At 74.0% G+C, this 21631-nt stretch carries 21 protein-coding genes; 13 read left to right on the top strand and 8 right to left on the bottom strand.

Annotated features, from left to right (window positions below):
- The first annotated feature begins 15 nt into the window (after nt 1–15).
- On the top strand, nt 16–951 hold the full coding sequence (locus AB0H37_RS29165) for an LLM class F420-dependent oxidoreductase (protein WP_329093467.1): 936 nt from the start codon (nt 16–18) through the stop codon (nt 949–951).
- 130 nt (nt 952–1081) lie between these two features.
- Nucleotides 1082–2179 carry a hypothetical protein gene (locus tag AB0H37_RS29160; RefSeq protein WP_360616399.1) on the top strand — a complete coding sequence of 366 codons (1098 nt, stop codon included), beginning with the start codon at nt 1082–1084 and terminating at the stop codon, nt 2177–2179.
- Here the strand turns inward: AB0H37_RS29160 and AB0H37_RS29155 are convergent.
- A complete protein-coding gene (locus tag AB0H37_RS29155; protein ID WP_360616398.1) occupies nt 2173–3900 on the bottom strand; it encodes a hypothetical protein in 1728 nt (575 codons plus the stop codon). The genes AB0H37_RS29160 and AB0H37_RS29155 overlap by 7 nt on opposite strands.
- A gap of 101 nt (nt 3901–4001) precedes the next feature.
- On the opposite strand from AB0H37_RS29155, the gene AB0H37_RS29150 reads away from it, so the two are divergent.
- From AB0H37_RS29150 to AB0H37_RS29140, 3 genes are read left to right on the top strand one after another with little or no spacing between them, the layout of a single operon-like run.
- On the top strand, nt 4002–4676 hold the full coding sequence (locus tag AB0H37_RS29150; RefSeq protein WP_179833674.1) for a response regulator transcription factor: 675 nt from the start codon (nt 4002–4004) through the stop codon (nt 4674–4676).
- Nucleotides 4673–6112, top strand: coding sequence for a HAMP domain-containing sensor histidine kinase (locus AB0H37_RS29145; RefSeq protein ID WP_329093462.1), 1440 nt, complete (start codon nt 4673–4675; stop codon nt 6110–6112). Before AB0H37_RS29150 ends, AB0H37_RS29145 begins: the two co-directional genes overlap by 4 nt.
- Nucleotides 6109–6657: a hypothetical protein gene (locus AB0H37_RS29140; protein ID WP_179833676.1), complete on the top strand. Its 549-nt coding sequence runs from the start codon at nt 6109–6111 to the stop codon at nt 6655–6657. The genes AB0H37_RS29145 and AB0H37_RS29140 overlap by 4 nt, the downstream gene beginning before the upstream one ends.
- An 11-nt stretch (nt 6658–6668) precedes the next feature.
- Here AB0H37_RS29140 and AB0H37_RS29135 read toward each other — a convergent pair whose 3' ends face one another.
- From AB0H37_RS29135 to map, 4 genes are all read right to left on the bottom strand, one after another.
- Nucleotides 6669–7385 (bottom strand): metal-dependent hydrolase, encoded by a 717-nt coding sequence (locus AB0H37_RS29135; RefSeq protein WP_329093460.1) that lies wholly within the window; start codon nt 7383–7385, stop codon nt 6669–6671.
- 202 nt (nt 7386–7587) lie between these two features.
- Entirely contained in the window at nt 7588–8661 is a 1074-nt protein-coding gene (locus AB0H37_RS29130; protein WP_360616397.1) for a DNA polymerase ligase N-terminal domain-containing protein, read from the bottom strand.
- 19 nt (nt 8662–8680) lie between these two features.
- Nucleotides 8681–9370: a helix-hairpin-helix domain-containing protein gene (locus tag AB0H37_RS29125; protein WP_179833679.1), complete on the bottom strand. Its 690-nt coding sequence runs from the start codon at nt 9368–9370 to the stop codon at nt 8681–8683.
- Between the two features lie 58 nt (nt 9371–9428).
- Complete coding sequence (gene map, locus AB0H37_RS29120; RefSeq protein WP_329093455.1) at nt 9429–10280, bottom strand: type I methionyl aminopeptidase; 852 nt, start codon at nt 10278–10280, stop codon at nt 9429–9431.
- Nucleotides 10281–10349: 69 nt separating this feature from the next.
- On the opposite strand from map, the gene AB0H37_RS29115 reads away from it, so the two are divergent.
- Nucleotides 10350–10526 carry a hypothetical protein gene (locus tag AB0H37_RS29115; RefSeq protein WP_179833681.1) on the top strand — a complete coding sequence of 59 codons (177 nt, stop codon included), beginning with the start codon at nt 10350–10352 and terminating at the stop codon, nt 10524–10526.
- On the opposite strand, the gene AB0H37_RS29110 is transcribed toward AB0H37_RS29115, so the two are convergent.
- Nucleotides 10527–11123 (bottom strand): hypothetical protein, encoded by a 597-nt coding sequence (locus AB0H37_RS29110; RefSeq protein WP_179833682.1) that lies wholly within the window; start codon nt 11121–11123, stop codon nt 10527–10529.
- Between the two features lie 92 nt (nt 11124–11215).
- Between AB0H37_RS29110 and npdG the strand changes: the two genes are divergently transcribed.
- The 4 genes from npdG to AB0H37_RS29090 all read left to right on the top strand — a co-directional run bounded on the left by npdG (nt 11216) and on the right by AB0H37_RS29090 (nt 14223).
- Nucleotides 11216–11911: an NADPH-dependent F420 reductase gene (npdG, locus tag AB0H37_RS29105; RefSeq protein ID WP_329093452.1), complete on the top strand. Its 696-nt coding sequence runs from the start codon at nt 11216–11218 to the stop codon at nt 11909–11911.
- Nucleotides 11912–11949: 38 nt separating this feature from the next.
- Complete coding sequence (locus AB0H37_RS29100) at nt 11950–13062, top strand: NAD-binding protein (RefSeq protein ID WP_329093450.1); 1113 nt, start codon at nt 11950–11952, stop codon at nt 13060–13062.
- Between the two features lie 77 nt (nt 13063–13139).
- The gene (locus AB0H37_RS29095; protein WP_360616396.1) at nt 13140–13463 is read left to right on the top strand and encodes a hypothetical protein; all 324 of its coding nucleotides are present in this window, start codon (nt 13140–13142) and stop codon (nt 13461–13463) included.
- A 10-nt stretch (nt 13464–13473) separates the two neighbouring features.
- Nucleotides 13474–14223, top strand: coding sequence for a hypothetical protein (locus AB0H37_RS29090; protein WP_329093448.1), 750 nt, complete (start codon nt 13474–13476; stop codon nt 14221–14223).
- 116 nt (nt 14224–14339) lie between these two features.
- Here the strand turns inward: AB0H37_RS29090 and panB are convergent, their stop codons facing one another.
- On the bottom strand, nt 14340–15191 hold the full coding sequence (gene panB / locus AB0H37_RS29085; protein ID WP_179833686.1) for a 3-methyl-2-oxobutanoate hydroxymethyltransferase: 852 nt from the start codon (nt 15189–15191) through the stop codon (nt 14340–14342).
- A 152-nt stretch (nt 15192–15343) separates the two neighbouring features.
- On the opposite strand from panB, the gene AB0H37_RS29080 reads away from it, so the two are divergent.
- The 3 genes from AB0H37_RS29080 (at nt 15344) to AB0H37_RS29070 (ending at nt 19784) form a co-directional block, all read left to right on the top strand.
- A complete protein-coding gene (locus AB0H37_RS29080) occupies nt 15344–16906 on the top strand; it encodes an MFS transporter (RefSeq protein WP_179833687.1) in 1563 nt (520 codons plus the stop codon).
- 29 nt (nt 16907–16935) lie between these two features.
- Complete coding sequence (locus AB0H37_RS29075; protein ID WP_179833688.1) at nt 16936–17565, top strand: TetR/AcrR family transcriptional regulator; 630 nt, start codon at nt 16936–16938, stop codon at nt 17563–17565.
- 98 nt (nt 17566–17663) lie between these two features.
- On the top strand, nt 17664–19784 hold the full coding sequence (locus AB0H37_RS29070) for a SpoIIE family protein phosphatase (protein ID WP_329093442.1): 2121 nt from the start codon (nt 17664–17666) through the stop codon (nt 19782–19784).
- A gap of 31 nt (nt 19785–19815) precedes the next feature.
- Here AB0H37_RS29070 and AB0H37_RS29065 read toward each other — a convergent pair whose 3' ends face one another.
- Nucleotides 19816–21606, bottom strand: a complete 1791-nt coding sequence (locus tag AB0H37_RS29065; protein WP_360616395.1) for an NAD+ synthase — start codon at nt 21604–21606, stop codon at nt 19816–19818.
- Between the last annotated feature and the right edge of the window lie 25 nt (nt 21607–21631).

Raw genomic sequence — 21631 nt, 5'->3', positions numbered from 1 at the left:
TGGCAGGGTGACCGCATGAGGAACTTCCGCTTCGGGTTCAACGTCTTCGACATCGTCTCCCGCGACGATTTCGCCGAGCGGTGCCGGCGCGGCGAGCGGTACGGCTACGACGTCGCGCTCGTGCCCGACCACCTCGGCTCCCCGGCCCCCTTCCCGACCATGGTCGCCGCCGCGGACGCGACCGAGCGGCTGCGCGTCGGCGCCCTGGTGCTGAACGCCGGTTTCTGGAACGCCCACCTCCTCGCCCGCGAGGTCGCCACCGCCGACCGGCTCACCGGCGGGCGGGTCGAGCTCGGGCTCGGCGCCGGGCACATGAAGTGGGAGTTCGACGCGGCCGGGATCCCGTGGGAGCCGTTCGGCGCCCGCGTGGAGCAGATGACCGGGCTGGTCGAGGAGCTGGGCGGGCTGTTCGGCGGGGACGGCTACGAGCGGCACCGGCCGGTGGCCGAGTTCTTCGGGCTGGCCGAGCTGGCGCCCGTCCAACGCGCCGGGTTCGGCGGGTCGGGGCCGCCGCTGCTCGTCGGCGGCACCGGCGACACGGTCCTTCGGGCGGCGGCCCGTCACGCCGACATCGTGGGGATCGCGGGGGCCTACCAGATGAAGGGCGAGCCGCCGGGGACCTTCCGGCTGGGCACCGCCGAGGAGGCCGGCGAGCGGGTCCGGTTCGCCCGCGAGCACGCCGGCGACCGCGCGGAGCAGATCGAGTGGAACGTGCTCGTCCAGCACGTGCAGGTGACCTCCGACCGGCGCGCCGAGGCCGGGCGGATGCGCGCCGAGCGACTCCCCTACATGACGGTCGAGGAGATCCTGGACACCCCGTTCGTCCTGCTCGGGACGGAGGCGCAGATCGCCGAGCAGATCCGGGAGCGCCGCGAGCGGTACGGGTTCTCCTACGTCACGGTGCACTCGCCGTTCATGGACGTCCTCGGCCCGGTGATCGAGCGGGTCTGACGCGTCCCGGCGGCGGGGCGAGGCGGCGGGCGGGGGTCCCGTCCCGCAAATCGGACAGGGCTTACACCTCATTTACCTACAGCTCGCTAGAAAAGAGACAGAAAGGATAAAGCGCGACGATCGGGGGATCATGGACGCTGTCACCCTGTCCGGGCTGCGCAAGCCGAGGCCCTACCCCGCGGTGTCGGTGCTGATGCCGACGCACCGCTCCGCCCGGGACGGCCGGCAGGACCGCATCCGGCTGCGGAACCTGCTGGCGGAGGTGCGGCGCCGGCTCCACGACGACCCGAGGGTCGCGCCCGACGCCGCCGACCACATCGTCCGGGGGCTGGAGCGCGCCGCGGACGAGGTCGACCCGCGGCACGGCTCCGACGCGCTGGTGCTGTTCGCCGCCCCGCACGGCGAGCGCCACGCGTTCACGATCGGCCAGCCCGTGGACGAGCGGGTGGTCGTGGACACCGGGTTCGCCACCCGCGACCTTGTGGCCGCCTTCACCCGCATGCCGCGCTACTGGCTGCTGTCCCTGTCGGACCACCGGACGCGGCTGTGGAGCGGCCTCGGCGCGGAGCTGACCGAGCACGCCCGCGGCGGCTTCCCCGTCGAGCCCGAGCCGATCGACGAGGCCGGGGCCGGACGGCAGGCGCGGCGGGCTGCGCAGGGCGGCGAGGGAGAGTGGCGCCGCCAGGCCATGCGGGACGTGGTGGCCGCCCTCGAACGCGTCCTCGCGCGGGACCGGCGCCCGCTGATCGTCGCCGGGGTCACCCGGCACCAGGCGGTCTTCGACGAGGTCGCCGGGCCGCACGTCACCGTGGCCGGACGCGTCGACGGCAGCTTCGAGGGCGCCTCGCCGAGCGCGCTCATCGAGGCCGCACGGCCCGCGCTCGCCGCCTACGAGGACCTCCGCGAGGTCGGCGTGCTGTCGGAACTGGAGGCGGCGCGCAGCATCCAGCGGTACGCGGGCGGGCTGTGCGAGGTGACGGAACTGGTCGAAGAGGGGCGCGGCGAGCACCTGGTCGTCGAGCGCGGCTACTACGCGCCCGCGGTGCGGACCGAGGACGAGCTGATCCCGGTGGAGGGCGGGCCCGGCGTGCTCAAGGGCGCGGACGTCGTCGACGACGTCGTGGACCACGTGATCGAGACGGCGCTGGAGTACGGGGGCGAGGTCACGTTCGTCTCGGACGGCTTCCTCATCGACCACGACCGGATCGCGCTGGTGACGCGCTACTGACCCGCGCGCGGGCAGGACGGTGCGTGCCAGCTCACCCAGGACGACGCCCAGAACCGTCCCGCGTGCGGCCGCCAGCCCGCCGGATGCGCGGGCCAGGACGCCTCGGGCGGCGTCCCGTCCGGGAGGGGCACGACGACCGTGCACACGCCCGGGGCGGGCGGCCGTCCGGCGCGGACGTCGAAGGCGCCGAGGCGCGTCCACCACACGGGGTACATCAGCGCGGTCCTGACCGCCCAGCCGAGCGAGGCGTCCGCGACGACCCCGCCCGAGGCCGGGCCGGGCAGCGGGGGCCCGGCCGGGACGCGCCGCGCGTGCGGCCCCAGCGCGAACGTCAGCGCCGCGAGGTTCACCCCGGCGAGCGCGACGGCCGTCAAGGCCGTCCTGTCCAGCCTGGACAGCACGAGCAGGCCGCCGAGCAGGGCGAGCGCCGCGAGTGCGGCCTCGTGCAGGTGCAGCGCGCCCCGGTCGGCGGTCAGGAACGTGACCTCGGGGAAGTCGAAACCGATGAAGGCGTGGGTGCGGAGCCGCTCGCCCGCGTAGGCGGTGACCCACAGCGCGGCTCCCTCCAGCAGGAGCGCGCCCGCCGCCGCCAGGCGGATCGCCGGGCCCGTGGCGAGGCGCGCGAGCGCCGTGGCCCCGGCGAGGGCGTAGACCAGCGCCACGCACGCCAGGTAGCGGCCGTACGCGAAGTTGCCCACCCGGTGCTCGTCCGGCAGCGCGGCCGAGGAGGCGTAGGCGATGCCGCAGGTCGTGGCGAGCAGCACGCCCGCCATGAGCCTGTCCGCCGCAGGCGTCCGCCGCCGCGCGAGGGCCGCCGCGACCGCCACCAGCCCGGCCCCCGCCAGCCCCCAGGTGGAGACGATCAGGTACCAGAGCTGCCCCGCCGCGCCCGACAGCGCCCACTCCTGTCCCGGGAGCGTGGTCATACGGGACGTGAGGATCCCGGTGAGGTCCCGCGCGCCGCGCGGATACAGTTCGGCGCGGACGTGCGCGTTCAGCGCCGCGCCCGCCGCGTACCCGGCGACCGCGACCGCGCCCCCGGCCAGCGCGGCGCGGATCCTCCGGCGTCCGGGCAGGGCCGTGCCCAGCAGGGCGGCGGCATGGACGGCGAGGAGGACCGACCCTCGCGTGTGCACGGTCGCGGTGCAGGCCGCGACCAGGCTCGCGAGGGCGGCGTCCCCTGCCCGGCCGTTCCGGACGCATCGGTCCAGCGCCAGCAGCCACGCCAGGACGAGCGTCGGCAGGACGGCGTCGGCGAGCGCGAAGGCGCCGAAGAACGTCGTCGCGGGCAGCAGCGCCGCCGCGAACGCCAGCGGCAGGGCGGACCGGCGGGCCGGTCCGAAGCGGCGCGCCGCCGCATACCCGAGGGGGAACAGCGCCGCGCCCAGGACCGCGTTGATCGCCATCACGGTCGTGTAGACCGTCGCGGGGTCGTGGGAGAACCAGAAGGCCGGGGCGAGCAGGAGCGGGTAACCGCCCTGGTAGAAGGTGTTGCCGGACAGGTCGCCGCCCGGCCCGCCCGCCAGCAGGCGGGCGGCGAGCAGGTAGCCGGTCTCGTCCGGGTTCGCGGCCGGGGCCGTCCGCGCCCAGGCGAACCAGAGCCGGACGGCCGCCTGCGCGAGCATGCCGGCCGCGAGCAGCCACGGCAGGGCGCGCGGCCGGGAGGGGCCCGGCGGGGCGGGCGGCGCCGGACGGCGGGGCGGGAGCAGCGCGAGCGACATGGGCCCCACCGTTCCGGCGGCCTGTCATGGTCTCGTGCCGGAGATGTCCGGATCTTGTGACACAACCCGATGGATGATCGAGGTCGGCCGATAATGACCGGGTGGCGAGCATTCTGTTCATCGAGGATGATCCGTCCGCCCGGGCGGCGCTGGAGCTGGCGCTGACCCGCCAGGGGCACGGGGTGACGTCCCGGGCCACGGGCGAGGACGGACTGGAGGCGCTGCGGGCGCGCCGCCCCGAGATCGCGATCCTGGACGTGATGCTGCCCGGCATCGACGGCATCGAGGTGTGCCGCCGCATCCGCCGGGAGGACCCGCTGCCGGTCATCCTGCTGACCGCGCGGGGCGACGACCTCGACATCGTCCTCGGCCTGGAGGCGGGCGCCGACGACTACGTGGTGAAGCCCGTCGAGCCCCGCGTCCTGGACGCCCGGATCCGCGCGGTCCTGCGCCGCGCCGACCAGACCCGCCTCGACCGGTCCGTCTACGGCGACCTCGTCATCGACCGGACCTCGCTGAAGGTCACCAAGGGCGGCGCCGACCTGCGCCTCACCCCGACCGAGCTGCGGCTCCTGCTGGAACTGGCGCGCCGCCCCGGCCAGGCCCTCACCCGCCGCCACCTGCTGGCGCAGGTCTGGGAGCACGACTATCCCGGCGACTCGCGGCTGGTCGACGCGTGCGTCCAGCGCGTCCGGGCGAAGATCGAGGACGAGCCCGCCGAGCCCCGGCTGATCGAGACCGTCCGCGGCTTCGGCTACCGGTTCGCGGCCCCGTGATCGGGCTGCGGGGGCGGCTCGCGGCGGCGTTCACCGCGGTCGCGCTGCTGGCCGCGCTCCTCGCGTCCGGCATCTCCTACGTCCTGCTCCGGCGCGTGATGCTGCAGCGCGCCCAGGACGCCGTGCTGACCGATGTCCGCAACGCCCTGGCCCGCCAGATCCCGCCCAGGCTGCCGCCCGACGTCACGGTCCTCGTCGCCGCCCAGTTGAGCGACACGCTGGGTTCGGCTCCCGGGCGGAAGGTGGCGGCGGTGCCGATGCCGCTGGACGGCAGCGCCGCGCTACCGGCTCTGGACTCGCTGGACGTGCCGGTCACCGCCGAGTTCGCGCGGCGCGCGCGGCAGGGCCTGGTGTTCCGGCGTGTCGTCCGGCACGGCCGGCCGTACCTGCTCGTCGGCGGCCGCGTCACCGGCTACGAGACGACGACGGACGAGCCATGGCGCACGACGCCCCCGATGGTGTTCGTGTCCGCGAGCCTGAGCCGGGAGGCCTCCGACCTGGCCCTGTTCACGCGCACGCTGCTGGTCGCGGACGCCGCCGCGCTGGTGTCGGCCCTCGGGCTGGCGCTGCTGGCGACCCGCGGCGTCCTGCGCCCGGTGCGCCGCCTCGGCGCCGCCGCGCGGGCCCTCGGCGCGGGGGACTTCGGGACGCGCGTGGACGTGCGGGGCCGCGACGAGATGGCCGACCTCGCCCGCACCTTCAACCGCACGGCCGAGGCGCTGGAGCGGACGGTGACGGAGCTGCGCGCGATGGAGGCCGCGTCGCGCCGGTTCGTCGCCGACGTCTCCCACGAGCTGCGCACACCGCTGACCTCCATGATCGCCGTCACCGACGTGCTGGCCGAGGATGCCGGTCCGGGCGGGGACGGCGCGGCGGCGCTCGTCGCGGGCGAGACGCGGCGGCTCGGGCGGCTGGTCGAGCACCTGATCGAGATCAGCCGGTTCGACGCCGGCGCCGCCGCGCTCGTCGCGGACGAGGTGAACCTGGCCGACGCCGTCACCGCCACGCTGGCCGCGCGCGGGTGGCGGGACGAGGTGACCGTGGCCGGTCCGGCGGACCTGGACGTGCGGCTGGACCCGCGGCGGTTCGACGTCATCATCGCCAACCTGGTGGGCAACGCGCTCAAGCACGGCCGCCCGCCCGTGGCGCTGAGCTTCGCCCGGGTGGAGCGCGGCGGCGTCGCGGGGGTGGAGGTCGTGGTCGCCGACCGGGGCCCCGGACTGCCCGACGATCTGGTCGCCGTGGTGTTCGACCGGTTCGTCAAGGCCGAGGCCGCCCGCTCGCGGAGCGAGGGCAGCGGCCTCGGGCTGTCGATCGCCAGGGAGAACGCCCTCCTGCACGGGGGAGGGTTGGAGGCCGGCAACGGACCGGACGGCGGTGCGGTGTTCACGCTCTGGCTGCCCGGGCCCTTCCCCGACGGAGGTGAGGCCCCGTGAGGCGGCGGCTCGCGTGGTGCGGAGCGGCGGCCGTGCTGGTCGCGGCGGCCGTCCTCCTGGTGGCCCTGGCGGCCAGGTTCCCGACCGGGCCCGGCATCCGGCCGACCGGGATCATCAGCGCGGGAGACCCGCCGCTCGCGGCGGGCGACGCCGAGACCATCACCGTCTACCTGGTCCAGGACGGGCGGCTGGTCCCGGTCGTGCGCCCGGGGCTCCCCGGCCACCCGTACCTTGCCCTCAGCCAGCTCGGGGTCCCGCTCACGTCCCAGGAAGTGCGCAAGGGGCTCGCCACCGAGATTCCGGGCCCGGACGGCGTCAGCGCGGGGAAGGAGGGGCCGCAGGGCACGGTGGTCGTCGACGTGGTCGGCGAGGCCGACGGGACGAGGCCCGCCAGGCATTGGTCGCGCCTGGCCAGGGGACAGGTCGCGTGCACGGCGCAGGCCATCCCCGGGGTCAGCCGGGTCGTGCTCACCGGTGTCTTCAACGAGGAGAAGTCGGCCTGGGCGGTCGTGCGCTGCCGGGACTTTGACGATCTGATCCGCTGAGAGGGAACGGATCAGCCCCTGGCCAGCCACTGGGCGGTGATGTCGCCGAGCACGGAGCGGACGGCGAGGATCGCGATGCCGAGGATCAGGACCGGCATCACCACCCACCGCTCCACCTTGCCGTCCGTCCGCGGGACGACGGGGGCCTCGATCCGCCACGGCAGCGGCCAGAACACCGGACAGCCCCGCGGCGTCAGGCAGTCGCCGACGACGTGGGCCAGGCAGCCGAGTGTCACCGCGAACCCGACGAAGCTCATATCGATCTTGTGCATGAGCCAGACGGCGATCAGGGCCAGCGCGCAGTCCGCCAGCGCCGACTGCGGCTCCTTGCCCTCGAAGTCCAGCCCGATGCCGCGCAGCCCGAGCCCCACGATCATGAACAGGCAGGCCCACCAGCCCCAGATGTAGTGGGTGGCGAGGGTGTCCATCGCCCAGCCGATGCCGACCGCGAACAGGATCGAGTGGGTCGCGTGCCGGTGCCCGCCCGACAGCTTCCCGATCCACTTGCACATGTGGTTCGTGATCGGCCCGAAGGTGTTGGCGATCCGGCCGTTGTGGTGGTCGATGTCCGGCAGGATCGCGGCGCCGGCGCACACCACGGCGCCCGCCATGATCTGCTCCGGCGACAGCGCCACGGCGTGCTCGCCGAGCAGCCGCTCCTGCCCGATGACCGGGACGGCGCCCAGCCATGCCAGCGCGCCGCTCAGGGCATGCGTCTTGCCCATCATGTGCCGTTCCCCCGCTTCCAGCGCGTACGCCGCCCGTCTCAGGGCGGGACTCTAATCCGCTCCTGATCGTTTTCGGCGAAGACGCGCCGAACGGGGCGTCACGTCCTTTTGATGCCCGGAGGCTTCCGCCGGTTCCGCCCGGAACACAGTGCTTTCCGCGCTTCCCGCGCGCCCGGGGCGGGTCAGGCGGACCGGCGGCGGGTCAGCGCCGCCTCCCGGGCCGCGACGGGACGAGCCGCCAGGCGCCGGACTCCTCGCCCGGCTCGTAGGGGGAGTCCAGGCGCTTCGCGACGACGCCGGGCAGCCCCTGGTCGCGTGCCGCCTCCAGGACGGCGCCGCCGTCGCCGGGGTACCAGGGGGCCGTCTGCCACCGCGGGCCCGACAGGCCGAGGTCGTCGAGCCGCTCCCGCCGCTCCCGGTAGGGGACGTCCAGCAGCGGGTGCCCGTCCAGATGCGGCACGTCGTAGATCATGTAGGTCTCGCGGCCGTCCAGGACGGCCAGCTCCCCGTCCAGCAGCGCGGGCCGGACGCCGAGCTGCGCCCCGAGCCGGGAGCCGAGCCCGCCGGGACCGTCCACGGCGCGGCCCCGCGCGTCGGTGAACCGGGTCCGGCCGCCCTCGACGTAGGCGGCCAGCCGCTTGCCGCCCCACGCGAACTCGAACCCCCAGGCCCGCGGATCGCGCGGCAGGCGGGCGCGCTCCTGCGGCCGCATCGGGCGCAGCGACTCCGGCAGCGGCTCGGCGTCCGGATCCGCGGGCGGGTCCATGCGGTGGATCATCCAGTTCCTGCCGCGCGTCCTGAACAGCACATAGCGGCCGGACACGCGGGAGCCGTGGATGACGACCTTCACCTCGCGCTCGGACCACTTCTCGGTCTCGTAGGTCCCGCGGTCCCAGATGGTCATCTTCCCGGCGCCGTACTCGCCGCGCGGGATCTCGCCCTCGAAGGTGGCGTACTCCAGCGGGTGGTCCTCGGTGTGCACCGCCAGGTGGTTGGTGTCAGGGCTCCACGGCAGGCCCTTCGGCACGGCCCACGAGACGAGCACGCCGTCGCGTTCGAGCCGCAGATCCCAGTGCAGGCTGGTCGCGTGGTGCTCCTGGACGACGAACGTGTCGTCGTCCCCGCGCGGCAGAGCCTCGTCGCCGCGCGGCGGCGCCTCGCTCCCGGGAACGGGCTCCGGCGTCCGCCCGGGGTCCCGCCTGCCCCGGTACTCGGCGAGCCGGTCGCCCTCGCGGGCCGGGGGGCCGGCGTGCTTCTCGGGTTTCTTCGGGGTCACGCCCGCTGCATACCCGCGCTCAGCGGATGAAGACGGCGTAGTCGGCCAGATCGCCGGTGAGGGAGGGCGGGAGCCCCGCCACCGCGGACAGCTCCTCGGCCGACACGAACCCGCCCGTCTCGGCCCGGACCCGCTCGATCGTGGCCGCCAGCTCCGCGGTGATGCCGGGCAGCAGCGTCAGCGCCTGCGCGGGCGCGTGGTTGACGTCGACCAGCCCGCCGTCGTTGTACTGGCGCGGCAGGTCGGGCCGTCCGATGCGCAGCTCCTTGGCGAGCCCCGGGTCGGACGCGGCCAGCACCCGCGCCTTCTCCCGCAGCAGCCGCTGCCGCTTGACCCGCTCCACCACGGCCTCGTTGTCCACGCCCGACAGCCCGTGCGGGTCGAACACCCGCCGCCGGATCAGGAAGGCGTGCCCGCAGCCCACCACCGCCAGGACGGACATCAGCATGCCGGCGATCCGCACGGTGCCCTGCTCCTCGTCGGTGCCGGAGAGCAGGGACAGCATCAGCACGAACACCCCGGCGTACGCGGCCGTCGACACCAGCAGGTGCAGGCTCCGCCGCCACAGCAGCGCGGCGGCGAACGTGAGGGGGGTGGCGAAGCCGAGGGTCAGGAACGGCAGCGCCGCCCACGTCACGCTCAGCGCGGCCCGCCCCGGCGGCATGCTGTCGGAGGGAACCCTCGGCTCGTACGGCGCTGGGGCGTTCATCTCTAGAGAGTCTCCCGGGCCGGATGTGGGCGAATCGGACTCTAGACCGAGGGATGGGTCACGGCAGGGTGAGGATTTCGTGGCCGTCCTCGGTGACCAGCAGCGTGTGCTCGAACTGCGCCGTGCGCCTGCGGTCCTTGGTCACGACCGTCCAGCCGTCGGCCCACATGTCGTACTCGTGGGTGCCGAGGGTCAGCATCGGCTCGACCGTGAACGTCATGCCCGGCTCGATGATCGTCGTGGCGGCCGGGTCGTCGTAGTGGGGGACGACGAGGCCGGAGTGGAACGTCGTGCCGATCCCGTGCCCGGTGAAGTCGCGCACCACGCCGTACCCGAACCGCTTGGCGTAGGACTCGATGACCCGCCCGATCACGTTCAGCGCCCGGCCGGGCTTGACCGCCCGGATGCCGCGCATCGTCGCCTCGCGGGTGCGCTCCACCAGCAGGCGCGACTCCTCGTCCACGTCCCCGCACAGGAACGTCGCGTCGGTGTCGCCGTGCACGCCGTCGATGTAGGCGGTGATGTCGACGTTGATGATGTCGCCGTCGCGCAGGACCGTGTCGTCCGGGATGCCGTGGCAGATCACCTCGTTGATCGAGGTGCACAGCGACTTGGGGAACCCGCGGTAGCCGAGCGTGGAGGGGTAGGCGCCGTGGTCGAGCATGAACTCGTGCCCGACGGCGTCCAGTTCGTCGGTGGTGATCCCGGGCCGGACGTGCTTGCCGACCTCCTCCAGCGCCTGCGCGGCGATCCTCCCGGCGACCCGCATCCGCTCGATGGTCTCGGGCGACTTGACGTCCTGCTCGCCCGTCCGCGGCCGCTTCTTCCCCACGTACTCCGGGCGCGGAATGTTCGAGGGAACCTTGCGCAGGGGGGAGACGCGTCCGGGTCGGAGCAACTGGGTCGTCATAGTGATGGAGTGTAGTCAGCGCGATCCTGGCAACAATCCCGTGCCAGCGCATGATCGAGAGGAGCGCCGATGGCCGGTGACGACGGTGACTGGTGGTTCTGCCTGAAGCACATGAAGCCCGAGCACGGGGCCGGCTGCCCCGGCAAGGACCGGATGGGCCCCTACACGACCGAGGGCGAGGCCGCGGACGCGATGGCCATCGCCCGCGAGCGCAACGAGGCGTGGCGCAGGCAGAACGAGGACTGACTAGTCGAGGACCGGGCCGGAGACGGCGTCGAGGAGGCGGGCGAGGCGGCGCCGGAGCCCGCGCGGGCTTCGCGCCGGCTCCCCGCCCGCGGCCGCGCTGACGAGGTGCTGCGCCCCGTCGAACGACATGAGGGCCTGGTCGGGCGGGACGGTCAGCGCCTCGTGGGCGAGGCCGCGCAGCTCGCGGTCGCCGCCCTCCAGCGCGAGGACGGTCGCCCCGGTGCGGCGCGCGTCGTCCACCCGCTCCAGCAGCGGGACGGGCGCCCCCTCCTCGGCGACGACGAACAGCGTCTCGCCGCGCCGGGCCGCCTCCAGCCGCTCCAGCCCGATCCGCAGGTGCGCGGGCACGTCGGCCGGCGGCTCCCAGCGCACCAGGGTGGGCGCGAGGCCCGGGGCGCCGCCGAGCCGGCTCTCGTCGTCGAGGTGCGCCGCCAGATGCCACGGGTCGCCGGCAGGCGTGCCGACCAGCAGGAGCCCGCCCGGGGTGCGGGACGTGACGCGCAGCGCCCGGCCGAACTCCTCGGTCCGCTCCAGCCAGCCCGTCGCCGACAGGACCTCGCGCAACATCGAAATCTGCTCGGCGTCCACGGGCACCATGGTGCCTCACCCCGCGTCCCGGGCAGGGCCCTTTCGGTGATGCGGCAGCCCGGCGCCGGGCCCTCCGAGACCCGCCTGGCAGACTCGGCCGCATGACTGAGCAGCAGCAGAAGACGCCGTACGACCTTCCCGACGCGAGCGATCTGACCATCGGCATCCTGGGCGGGACGGGGGACCAGGGCAAGGGCCTCGCGCGCCGGTTCGCCCTGGCCGGGCACCGGGTGACGATCGGGTCGCGCAAGGCCGAGCGCGCCCGGGCCGCCGCCGACGAGCTCGGCGCGGACCTGCCCGTGTCCGGCGCGGAGAACCCGGTCGCGGCCGGGGAGTCCGACGTCGTGGTCGTGGCGGTGCCGTGGGACGGGCACAAGGCCACGCTGGAGTCGCTGCGCGCCGAGCTGGCCGGCAAGATCGTCGTGGACTGCGTGAACCCCCTCGGCTTCGAGAAGGGCAAGGGCGCGTTCGCGCTGCCGGTCGAGGAGGGCAGCGCCGCCGAGCAGGCCGCCGCCGTCCTCCCCGACAGCCGGGTCGTGGCCGCCTTCCACCACGTGTCGGCCAGGTTGCTGCTCGACCCCGAGGTGGACGAGATGGAGCTGGACGTCCTGGTCCTCGGCAACGACCGGGAGGCCACCGACCTCGTCCAGGCCCTCGCCGGGCGGATACCCGGCATGCGCGGCGTCTACGGCGGGCGGCTGCACAACGCCCACCAGATCGAGGCGTTCACCGCGAACCTCATCTCCATGAACCGCCGCTACAAGGCCCACGCCGGTCTGCGCATCACGGACGTCTGACCGCCCTCCCGGACGGGCCGTCCCGGTACGGTGCCAGGATGGATCGTCCGGACGCGGCGCGACGGCCGCTCGTCCTGCTGCCGTCGGCCAGGACCGGGCCGCTGCGCGCGGTGGCGAAGCGGGTCGGGCTGGCCTTCGTCCTGCTGCTCTTGGTGGTGGCCGTCGTCTACCTCGACCGCGGCGGGTACCGCGACACCGGCGACGGGCGGCTGTCGCTGCTGGACGCCTTCTACTACGCCTCGGTGACCATGTCCACGACCGGGTACGGCGACATCACCCCGGTCGGGGACGGCGCGAGGCTCGTCAACATCGTGTTCATCACGCCCGTCCGGGTGCTGTTCCTCATCGTCCTCGTGGGCACCACCCTTGAGGTGCTGGCGGAACGCACCCGCGACGACTGGCGAACGTCCCGCTGGAGGGCACGCGTGCGCGACCACATCGTGGTGGCGGGTTACGGCACGAAGGGCCGCAGCGCCGTCAGGACCCTGCTGAGCACCGGCGTGCCGCCCGAGTCGATCGTGGTCGTGGACCCCGACCCGCGGGTGGTGGCCGAGGCCGCCGAGGCCGGGTTCGCGGGCGTCGTCGGGGACGCGACCCGCAGCTCGGTGCTGAGGCAGGCCTCGGTCCAGCGGGCCCGCGAGATCGTGGTGGCGAGCGCCCGCGACGACACCGCGGTGCTGATCACGCTGACCGCCCGGCAGCTCAACCCGCACGCCGGCATCCAGGCGGCGGTGCGCGAGTCGGAGAACGTCCCGCTGCTGCGCCAGTCCGGCGCCGACCACGTGGTGACCTCGTCGGAGGCGGCGGGGCGGCTGCTCGGGGTCTCCACCACGCAGCCGAGCGTCGGCGAGGTCATCGAGGACCTGCTGGAGCAGGGGAGCGGCCTCGACCTGGTGGAGCGCGAGGTCCATCCGGACGAGGTCGGCGGCCCCCTCGGCGCGGTCCGCGCCCCGGCGCTGGCGGTCGTGCGTGACGGGCGGCTGCTGCCGTTCGACGCCGCCGGCTGCGCGGTCCTCGAACCGGGAGACCGGCTGATCGTGGCGCGGTCCTCCTCCCGGCGCCGCGGTCCCTCCGGGCCGGAGGAGCAGGACGGGCGGGACGGGCAGGACGGGGCCGGGCCGCCGGACGGTGCCCGCGAGGGCGATCACTGACCGGACGGGGAGCGGTTTCGGCCTGCGGCGCGTCCTAGTCCTGACATACCATCGCAGTGGCGACAGGCAGGGTGGAGATGAGAGAGAACCGGTCGGCAGATCCGTGGAGCGCGTTCCTGGCCCCTTCCGGGCGGAGCGGCGGGGTCCGGCCGCCCGGCGCGGCGCCCGCCGGTGAACCCGGCCTCACCGCCGGGTACGACGAACCCGGCGCGGAGGACGCGTGTCGCCGCGTGCTTGCGCAGTTGCGGGCGGCGAACGGCCCGCTGTCGCTGGAGCAGATTCACCACGCGACCCGGCTCGGGCTGCTGGAGGTCGCCGACGCCGTCGACACGTTGCGCGAGCGCGGCCTCGTCGCGGTGGAGCGGGAGATCGACGAGGTCGTCCGGCTGACCGGGGAGTGACCGCGGCCCGATGATCGGATACGTCGTCGCCGTCTCGCTGAGCTGCCTGGTCGGCATCGCCGAGCTGGTCAGCCGCTACCGGGACCGGCCCACCACGCTGGTCCGGGTGCCGAGCACCTGGGCGTACGTGCTGATCAACGGGGGAGCGGGCGCGGGCTCGCTGCTGCTCCTGCACACCTTCGACTGGCGGTTCGGCGTCCAGTCGACGCACGTCGCCGACGCGACGCAGGTGCTCGTGGCGAGCCTCGGCTCGATGATGGTGTTCCGCAGCGCGGTGTTCACCGTCCGGGTCGGCGACGAGGACGTCGCCGTCGGGCCGAGCACGCTGCTGACCTCGCTGCTGGCCGCCGCCGACCGGGGCGTCGACCGGATGCAGGCCAAGACCCGCGCGCACGAGGCGGGCGAGATCATGCGGGGCGTCTCGTTCGCCAAGTCTCGGCTCGCGCTGCCGACGTACTGCCTCGGCCTGCTGCAGAACGTGTCCGCCGAGGACCAGGCCGACCTGCGCACGGCCGTGGACGCGCTCGCCGGCAGCGAGATGACCGACGGCCAGATGGCCCTCAACCTGGGGCTGCTGCTGATGAACGTCGCCGGTCCCGACGTGCTGCGCTCCGCCGTGGACACGCTCCGCGACGAGATCACGGCGGACGGCGCGGCCCTGCGCCGCCTCCCGGGGCCGCGTGACGGCCAGGACCACGAGAACGGCCGGCCCGGTGCCGGGGCACGGCCCGAACGGGTCCGCTCCGACCCCGACCAGTAGCGAGGGTCGCCCGGCCGTCCCGGCCGCGTGACACGGCCGGAGACCACACACGGCCGCGCCGGGGGCGGCGCGGCCGTGCGGGGGTGGGCCTGGTTCGGCGCTGAGGCCCGTGCCCGCTAGTGGTAGGTGTGCTCCGGGGCCGGGTAGACGCCGCCGACGACCTCGTCGGCGTAGGCGCGGGCCGCCTCGCCGAGCAGGGTGTTCATGTCGGCGAACTTCTTGACGAACTTCGCGGTGTGCGGGGTGAGCCCGGCCATGTCCTGCCAGACGAGGACCTGCGCGTCGGTCTGGTTGCCGCCGCCGATGCCGATCGTCGGGATGGACAGGGACGCCGTGACGCGGGCGGCGAGGTCCTCGGGCACGCATTCGAGGACGACGGAGAACGCGCCCGCCGCCTCCAGGGCCTTGGCGTCGGCCATCAGCTCGTCGCCGTCCTGGCCGCGGCCCTGCACCCGGTAGCCGCCGAAGACGTTCACCGACTGCGGGGTGAGGCCGAGGTGGCCCATCACCGGGATGCCGGCCGCGACCATCGCCTCGGCCTGCGGGATGATCCGGCGGCCGCCCTCCAGCTTGATCGCGTGGGCGCCGGTCTCCTTGAGGAACCGGGTGGCGGCCGTCAGCGCCTCGGTGACGCCGGTCTGGTAGGAGCCGAACGGCAGGTCGGCGACGACCATGGCGCGCTTGGAGCCGCGGACGACGGCCGCGGTGAGCGGGATCAGGTCGTCCACGGTGACGGGAATGGTCGAGTCGTAGCCGTAGACCACCATCGCGGCGGAGTCGCCGACGAGCAGCACGGGGATGCCGGCCTCGTCGAAGATCCGCGCGGTGAGCGCGTCGTAGGCCGTGAGCATCGGCCACTTCTCGTGCCGCTGTTTCGCCGCGGCGATGTCGCGTACGGTCACCCTGCGCCCGCTCGTACCGCCGTAGAGTGCGGTCGGCTGTGCCGGGGGTGCGACAGAAGAAGACATGCAGAACCTCCGCTGGTCTTGAGGCGCCACTGTGGCGTACCCAGACGAAACCGATGGTGCCACCTGGCCAACGATTCGGATACCCCTCCCCATTCCAGAATTTCTCCGCCGGGCCGGGAACAGATTCCGAAACGATACCGTTGCGTATCGACATGGACCCCCAGACGATCCAGCGCCGCCGGTGGTACATCCTCGGCGTCCTGACCATGAGCCTGCTGGTGGTGGTGCTCGACAACACCATCCTCAACGTCGCGCTCAAGACCATCGCCGACCCGGACAAGGGCCTCGGCGCCACCCAGAGCCAGCTCGAATGGGCGATCAACTCCTACACGCTGGTCTTCGCGGGCCTGCTGTTCACCTTCGGGGTGATCGGCGACCGGATCGGCCGCAAGCGCGTGCTCGTCGGCGGCATGGCGGTGTTCGCCGTCGCCTCGCTGGTGTCGGCGTACGCGCAGTCGCCCGAGCAGCTCATCTACGCCCGCGCCCTGATGGGCCTCGGCGGCGCCGCGGTCATGCCGCAGACGCTGTCGATCATCACCAACGTCTTCGAACCGCACGAGCGCGCCCGCGCCATCGGCATCTGGGCCGGCGCCGTCGGCCTCGGCGTCGCCATCGGCCCGCTCACCGGCGGCCTGCTGCTCGCCCACTTCTGGTGGGGCTCGGTCTTCCTCATCAACGTGCCGGTCATCGCGGTCGGCGTCACGCTGATGGCCTTCCTCGTCCCCGAGTCGCGCAACCCCGCCCCCGGCCGGCTCGACCCGGTCGGCGTGGTGCTGTCGGTCATCGGGCTGGTCGTCCTGTCGTACGGGATCATCCAGGGCGGCGAGAGGGGCGACTGGCTGGAGCTCTCCGTGCTCGGGCCGATCCTCGCCGGCGCCGCCGTCCTCGCCCTGTTCGTGTGGCACGAGGCCCGCACCGTCTCACCGGCGTTCGACGTCAGGCTGTTCAAGGACGCGCGCATGTCGGCCGCCGTCGCGTCCATCGCGCTGTGCTTCTTCGCCGCCACCGGCGTGTTCTTCTTCGCCAACTTCTACATGCAGTCGGTGCGCGGTCTTACGCCGCTGCAGTCCGGCGCCATGGTGCTCCCGTTCGCGGTCGCGCAACTCGCCTTCGCCCCGCGCAGCGCCGCCATGGTGCGCCGCTTCGGCGCCAAGGCGGTCTGCACGATCGGGCTGCTGCTGGTCAGCGTCGCGCTGGCGAGCTACCAGTTCGTCGGCGTCCACACCTCCCTGTGGATCCTCGGCGCGATCTTCTTCGTGCAGGGCGCCGGGATGGCCAACGTGATGCCGCCCGCGACCGAGTCGGTCATGTCGGCGCTGCCCCGCGAGAAGGCCGGCGCCGGATCGGCCATCAACAACACCGCCCGCCAGGTCTCGGTCGCGATGGGCGTGGCCGTGCTCGGCTCGGTCGTCGCCTCGGTCTACCGCGGAGACCTGCGCGACGAGCTCGCCGCGCTGCCCGCCGGCGCGCGGCAGGCCGCCGCCGAGTCGATCGAGGGCGCGCACGCCGTCGCCGCCCAGATGGGCCCCGCCGGGCAGGGCCTCGTCGGCCCCGCCGACGCCGCCTTCGTGCACGCCATGCACGCCGCGTCCGTCGCCGCGGCCGTGATCTCCTTCCTCGGCGCCCTGGTCGTCCTGAAGTGGATGCCGGGACGCGTCGCGGCGCCGCCCGCGCAGGCGCCCGCCGAGCGGCGGCCGGAGAAGGCCCCCGTGTGACGGGGCCGGTGTGGCAGGGTGAGGGGATCATGACCGAGACCGAGCGGCGGCAGGCGGGGCGGCCTCGCAGCGAGCGCGCCGGCAAGGCCATCGTCGAGGCCACCCTGGACCTGCTGGCCGAGGAGTCGGGGGTGGCGGGCGTCTCCATCGAGGCGGTCGCCGCCCGCGCCGGCGTCGGCAAGACGACGATCTACCGGCGCTGGCCCAGCAAGGAGGCGCTGATCGTGCACGCGCTCGGCGCCGTGAAGGAGCCGCTGCCCGAGCCGTCCGGCGCGTCCGCCCGCGAGGACCTCACCGTGATCGCGCGGCGGCTCGCGGGCGACCGGCACCGCCGGTACTCGCGGTGCTTCTGGAACGTCGTCGGCGGCGCGGAGAAGCACCCCGAGCTGTACGCCCGCTACCGGCAGGAGGTCATCGAGCCGCGGCGCGACGTCATCCGCAGGGTGATCCGGCGCGGGGTCGACTCCGGGGAGCTGCGCCCCGATCTCGACGTGGAGGTCGCGATGTCGCTGCTGCTCGGCTCGCTGACCGCCAAGCGGCCGCAGGAGACGTTCCCCGAGGGGTACGCCGAGGCGGTCGTCGACACCCTCCTCAGGGGCATCGAGAGCGACCGGGAGACCCGTCCAGAGGCGGACATCGGGCGGTTTTCGGCGCGGTAAGCGCGATCTTCTCCCCCTACCGCGGAGTCATGCCCCATACTGTCGCTGGGTAGTGCTGAGACGACCGGCTGTCTGGAGCGCGTCAGGTGAGATCCGTCATGGCGCCGCGAGGCGATGCGCCAGCCACCGATTCGGCGTCCCGGACCCTTGTCCTGGGCATCGACGGTGCTCGGCACATCGTGCAGTGCGGCCCCAACGCCAAGGCCGTCCTCGGCCGTGCCCCCGAGGAGCTGATCGGCCGCCCCGCCACCGACCTGGTCGGCGACGAGGCGAAGGCCGAGCTGGAGACGCTCCTGGAGGCCAACGGCGGCGGGCAGGAGCGCAACGGCGTGATGGGCGTGCTGCGCGGCGACGGCGGCGCCCCCGCCGACGCCCTCCTCACCGTGCAGCCGATGCTCGGCGGCAGCGCGGGCGCGGCGCCCGCCGCGCTGCTGTTCATCCGGGTGGAGCTGCCGCCGAGCGAGCGCTACCAGGACCCGGCCCTCATGCGGCGCGCCCTGATGGACGACCCGCTCACCCGGTTCGGCGCGACGCTCGACCTCGACCAGTCCGCCCGCGGCCTCGTCGACGTCGTCGTCCCGCACTTCTGCAACGTCGCGTCGGTGCTGGTGCTGGAGAGCCTGGTCGCCGCCGACGAGGTGCACGCCGAGTCCGGCTCGGCGGTGCTGCGCCGCATCGCGGTCACCTCCGACGACGGCAACCCGGCCTGGACGTCCACGTTCCCCGTCGGCGAGGTGCTCGTCTTCCCGGAGGGCACCCCGTACCGGCAGGTGATGGAGACCGCCCGGCCCGTCCACCTGCCGCACATCGCGGTGGACGCCGCGAGCGAGATCGGCCGGCTCTGGCGGCGCGGCCCGGCGGGCGAGCTGCTGTCCAACGTGTCGATGGTGCTGCTGCCGATGATCGCCCGCGACACGCTGCTCGGCTTCATCGCCTGCACCCGCATCCCCGGTTTCCGCAAGTTCGACGCCTACGACGTCGAGATCGGCATGGAGTTCGCCGCCCGCGCCGCCATCGTCATCGACAACGCCCGGCGCTACAGCCGCGAGCGGGCCACCGCGCTCGCGCTGCAGCGCAGCCTGCTGCCGATGCGGCTGTCCGCGCCCTCCTCGGTCGAGGTCCGGCACCGCTACCTGCCGGGCAGCAAGCTCGTCGAGGTCGGCGGCGACTGGTACGAGTCGATCGCGCTGCCCGGCGCCCGCGTCGCCCTGATCGTCGGGGACGTCGCCGGGCACGGCGTCCGCGCCGCCGTCACCATGGGGCGGCTGCGCACCGCCCTGCACACGCTCGCGAACCTGGAGCTCCCGCCCGCCGACGCGCTGCACGTCATGCACGAGCTGATGATCGAGCTGGGCGAGCAGGAGCCGCACTTCGCCACCTGCGTCTACGCGGTGTACGACGCGACCACCGGCACCATCGAGATCGCCTCCGCCGGGCACCTGCCGCCGCTGCTGGCGAGCCCGACCGGCGACAACGAGTACCTGGAGGTCCCGCCCGCCCCGCCGCTCGGCGTCTCGGGCGGCTCGGCCATCGAGAGCCGCGAGTTCGCCGTCGAGGACGGCAGCCTCTTCGTCATCTACACCGACGGCCTGGTCGAGAACCGGGGCCGCGACATCGACGACGGCCTCGCCCGCCTCCAGAAGATCTTCGGGCGCGACTCGGTCGACCGCTCCATGGAGGACCTCGCCAAGACCACCCTCGCGGGCGTCTACGCCGACCAGCACCGCGACGACATCGCCGTCCTGATCGCCCGGCTGCGCCGCCTCCCCCCGGACCGCTACTCCTCCTGGACGCTGCCCGCCGACCCGGCCGCCGTCCGCCGCGCCCGCGGCCTCGTCAGCACCCGCCTGGCGGAGTGGGACCTGGAGGACCTCGACTACACCACCGAACTGCTGGCGTCCGAGCTCATCACCAACGCGCTCCGCTACGCGCACGGCCCGATCGAGCTGCGCCTCCTGCTGGAGCGCACCCTCGTCCTGGAGGTCCTGGACCGCTCCGCCGCCCTGCCGCGCCTGCGCCGCGCCGAGGACGACGACGAGAACGGCCGCGGCCTCCTGGTCGTCAGCCAGCTCGCCCACCGCTGGGGCAGCCGCCGCACCGCAGCGGGCAAGGTGGTCTGGTGCGAGCAGATCGTCCCCGGCGTCGACCCCGACGCGTCGGAACAGGTCCCCGCCTGGCCCGAAGAGGCCTGGCCCGGCGAACTCCACCACCGCGAGTAGAGGTGTCCACCCAGGGGGTCGCCCCCCTGGGCTAACTCAGCTTTTCCCGCCAGCGGTTGGTGATGGGGAGTCGGCGGTCGCGGCCGAAGTTCTTGGGCGTGATCTTGGGGCCGGGCGGGTACTGGCGGCGCTTGTACTCGGCGATGTCGACGAGGCGGATGGCGCGTTCGACCAGGGCCGGGTCGTGGCCGGCCTTGACGAGGGCGTCGCGGCCCATGTCGCGCTCGACGTAGTCGGTCAGGATCGGGTCCAGGACCGCGTAGTCGGGGAGGGTGTCGCGGTCGCGCTGGTCGGGGCGCAGCTCGGCGGACGGCTCCTTGACGATGATGGCCTCCGGGATGGGCTCGTGCGCGAAGGGGTGCAGGAGCGGTGAGTCCTTGCCCGCCTGCGCGTTGCGCCAGCGGGCGAGGTCCCAGACGGTGAGCTTGAAGACGTCCTTGATGGGGCCGAAGCCGCCCGCGGAGTCTCCGTAGAGGGTGGAGTAGCCGGTCGCCAGCTCGCTCTTGTTGCCGCCGGTGAGGACGAGGTGGCCGTCCTCGTTGGACAGGGCCATCCACACGTTGGCCCGGATGCGGGCCTGGAGGTTCTCGGCGGCGAGGCCGTGCAGGTCGAGCTGCTCCTCGAACGCCTCGACCATGCCGGCGATGGGGACGATGCGCGAATGGACGCCCTGCCGCTTGACGAGCTCCTCGGCGTCCACGACGGAGCCCTCCGAGGAGTAGCGGCTCGGCAGCAGGACGGCGTGCACGTGCTCCGGGCCGATGGCGTCGGAGGCGATGGTGGCGACGAGCGCCGAGTCGATGCCGCCGGACAGGCCGAGCACGACGGAGCGGAAGCCGTTCTTGCGGACGTAGTCGCGGGTGCCGAGGACGAGCGCCGCGTACACCTCGGCGAGGTCCTCCAGGGGGCGCGCGACCGTCCGCGGCTCCGCGGGGTAGGCGGGCAGCGGGTCGGCCGACAGGACGTGCCGGTCGATGGTGATCGTGGTGCCGTCCTGGGCGTCGACGCGGACGGGGCCCGCCTCGGCGGCCGGGCCGGCGGCCGGCAGGTCGAGGTCGGTGACGAGGAGGTGCTCGACGAACTGGGGGGCGCGGGACAGGGGCGAGCCGTCCGGGCCGACGATGACCGAGTCGCCGTCGAAGACGAGCTCGTCCTGGCCGCCGACCATGTTGACGTAGGCGAGCGCGCAGCCGGCCTCGCGTGCGCGGCCGGCGCACAGGTCGAGGCGGGCGTCGTCCTTGTCGCGCTCGTAGGGGGAGGCGTTGATCACCAGCAGCAGCCCGGCGCCCGAGGCGCTCGTGACGCTGACCGGGCCGCCGTCCTGCCAGAGGTCCTCGCAGATGGCGGTGGCGACGTCCACGCCGTGCAGCCGGACGACCGGCAGCCGGTCGCCGCGCGCGAAGATCCGGTACTCGTCGAACACGCCGTAGTTGGGCAGGTGGTGCTTGGCGGAGCGGACGAGCACCTCACCGCGGTGCAGCCACGCGGCGGCGTTCAGCGGCAGGCCGCCGGGCCGGCTGGGGCGGGCCCCGCCGGCCGGCGGGCGGTCGAGGTAGCCGGTGACGACGGGCAGGTCGCCGAGCCCTTCGTCGGCGAGCCGGCGGGCGAGGTGCTGGAGGGCGTCGCGGGACGCCTCCACGAAGGACGCGCGCAGCGCGAGGTCCTCCACGGGGTAGCCGGTCAGCATCATCTCCGGGAATGCGACGAGGTGCGCGCCCGCCTCGGCGGCGCGGCGCGTCCACGTCAGAATCTGGTCGGCGTTGCCGTCGAGGTCGCCGACGGTCGAGTTCACCTGCGCGAGCGCGAGCCTGAGTTGTGCCACGGTCCAAGCGTAGAACGCCGGACCC

Source organism: Actinomadura sp. NPDC023710, from assembly GCF_040639875.1.
In the GTDB taxonomy this organism is placed as follows: Bacteria; Actinomycetota; Actinomycetes; order Streptosporangiales; family Streptosporangiaceae; genus Spirillospora; species Spirillospora citrea.
Note: the sequence above shows the minus strand (reverse complement) of the source record. Positions and strands in the feature narration are given on the sequence as shown.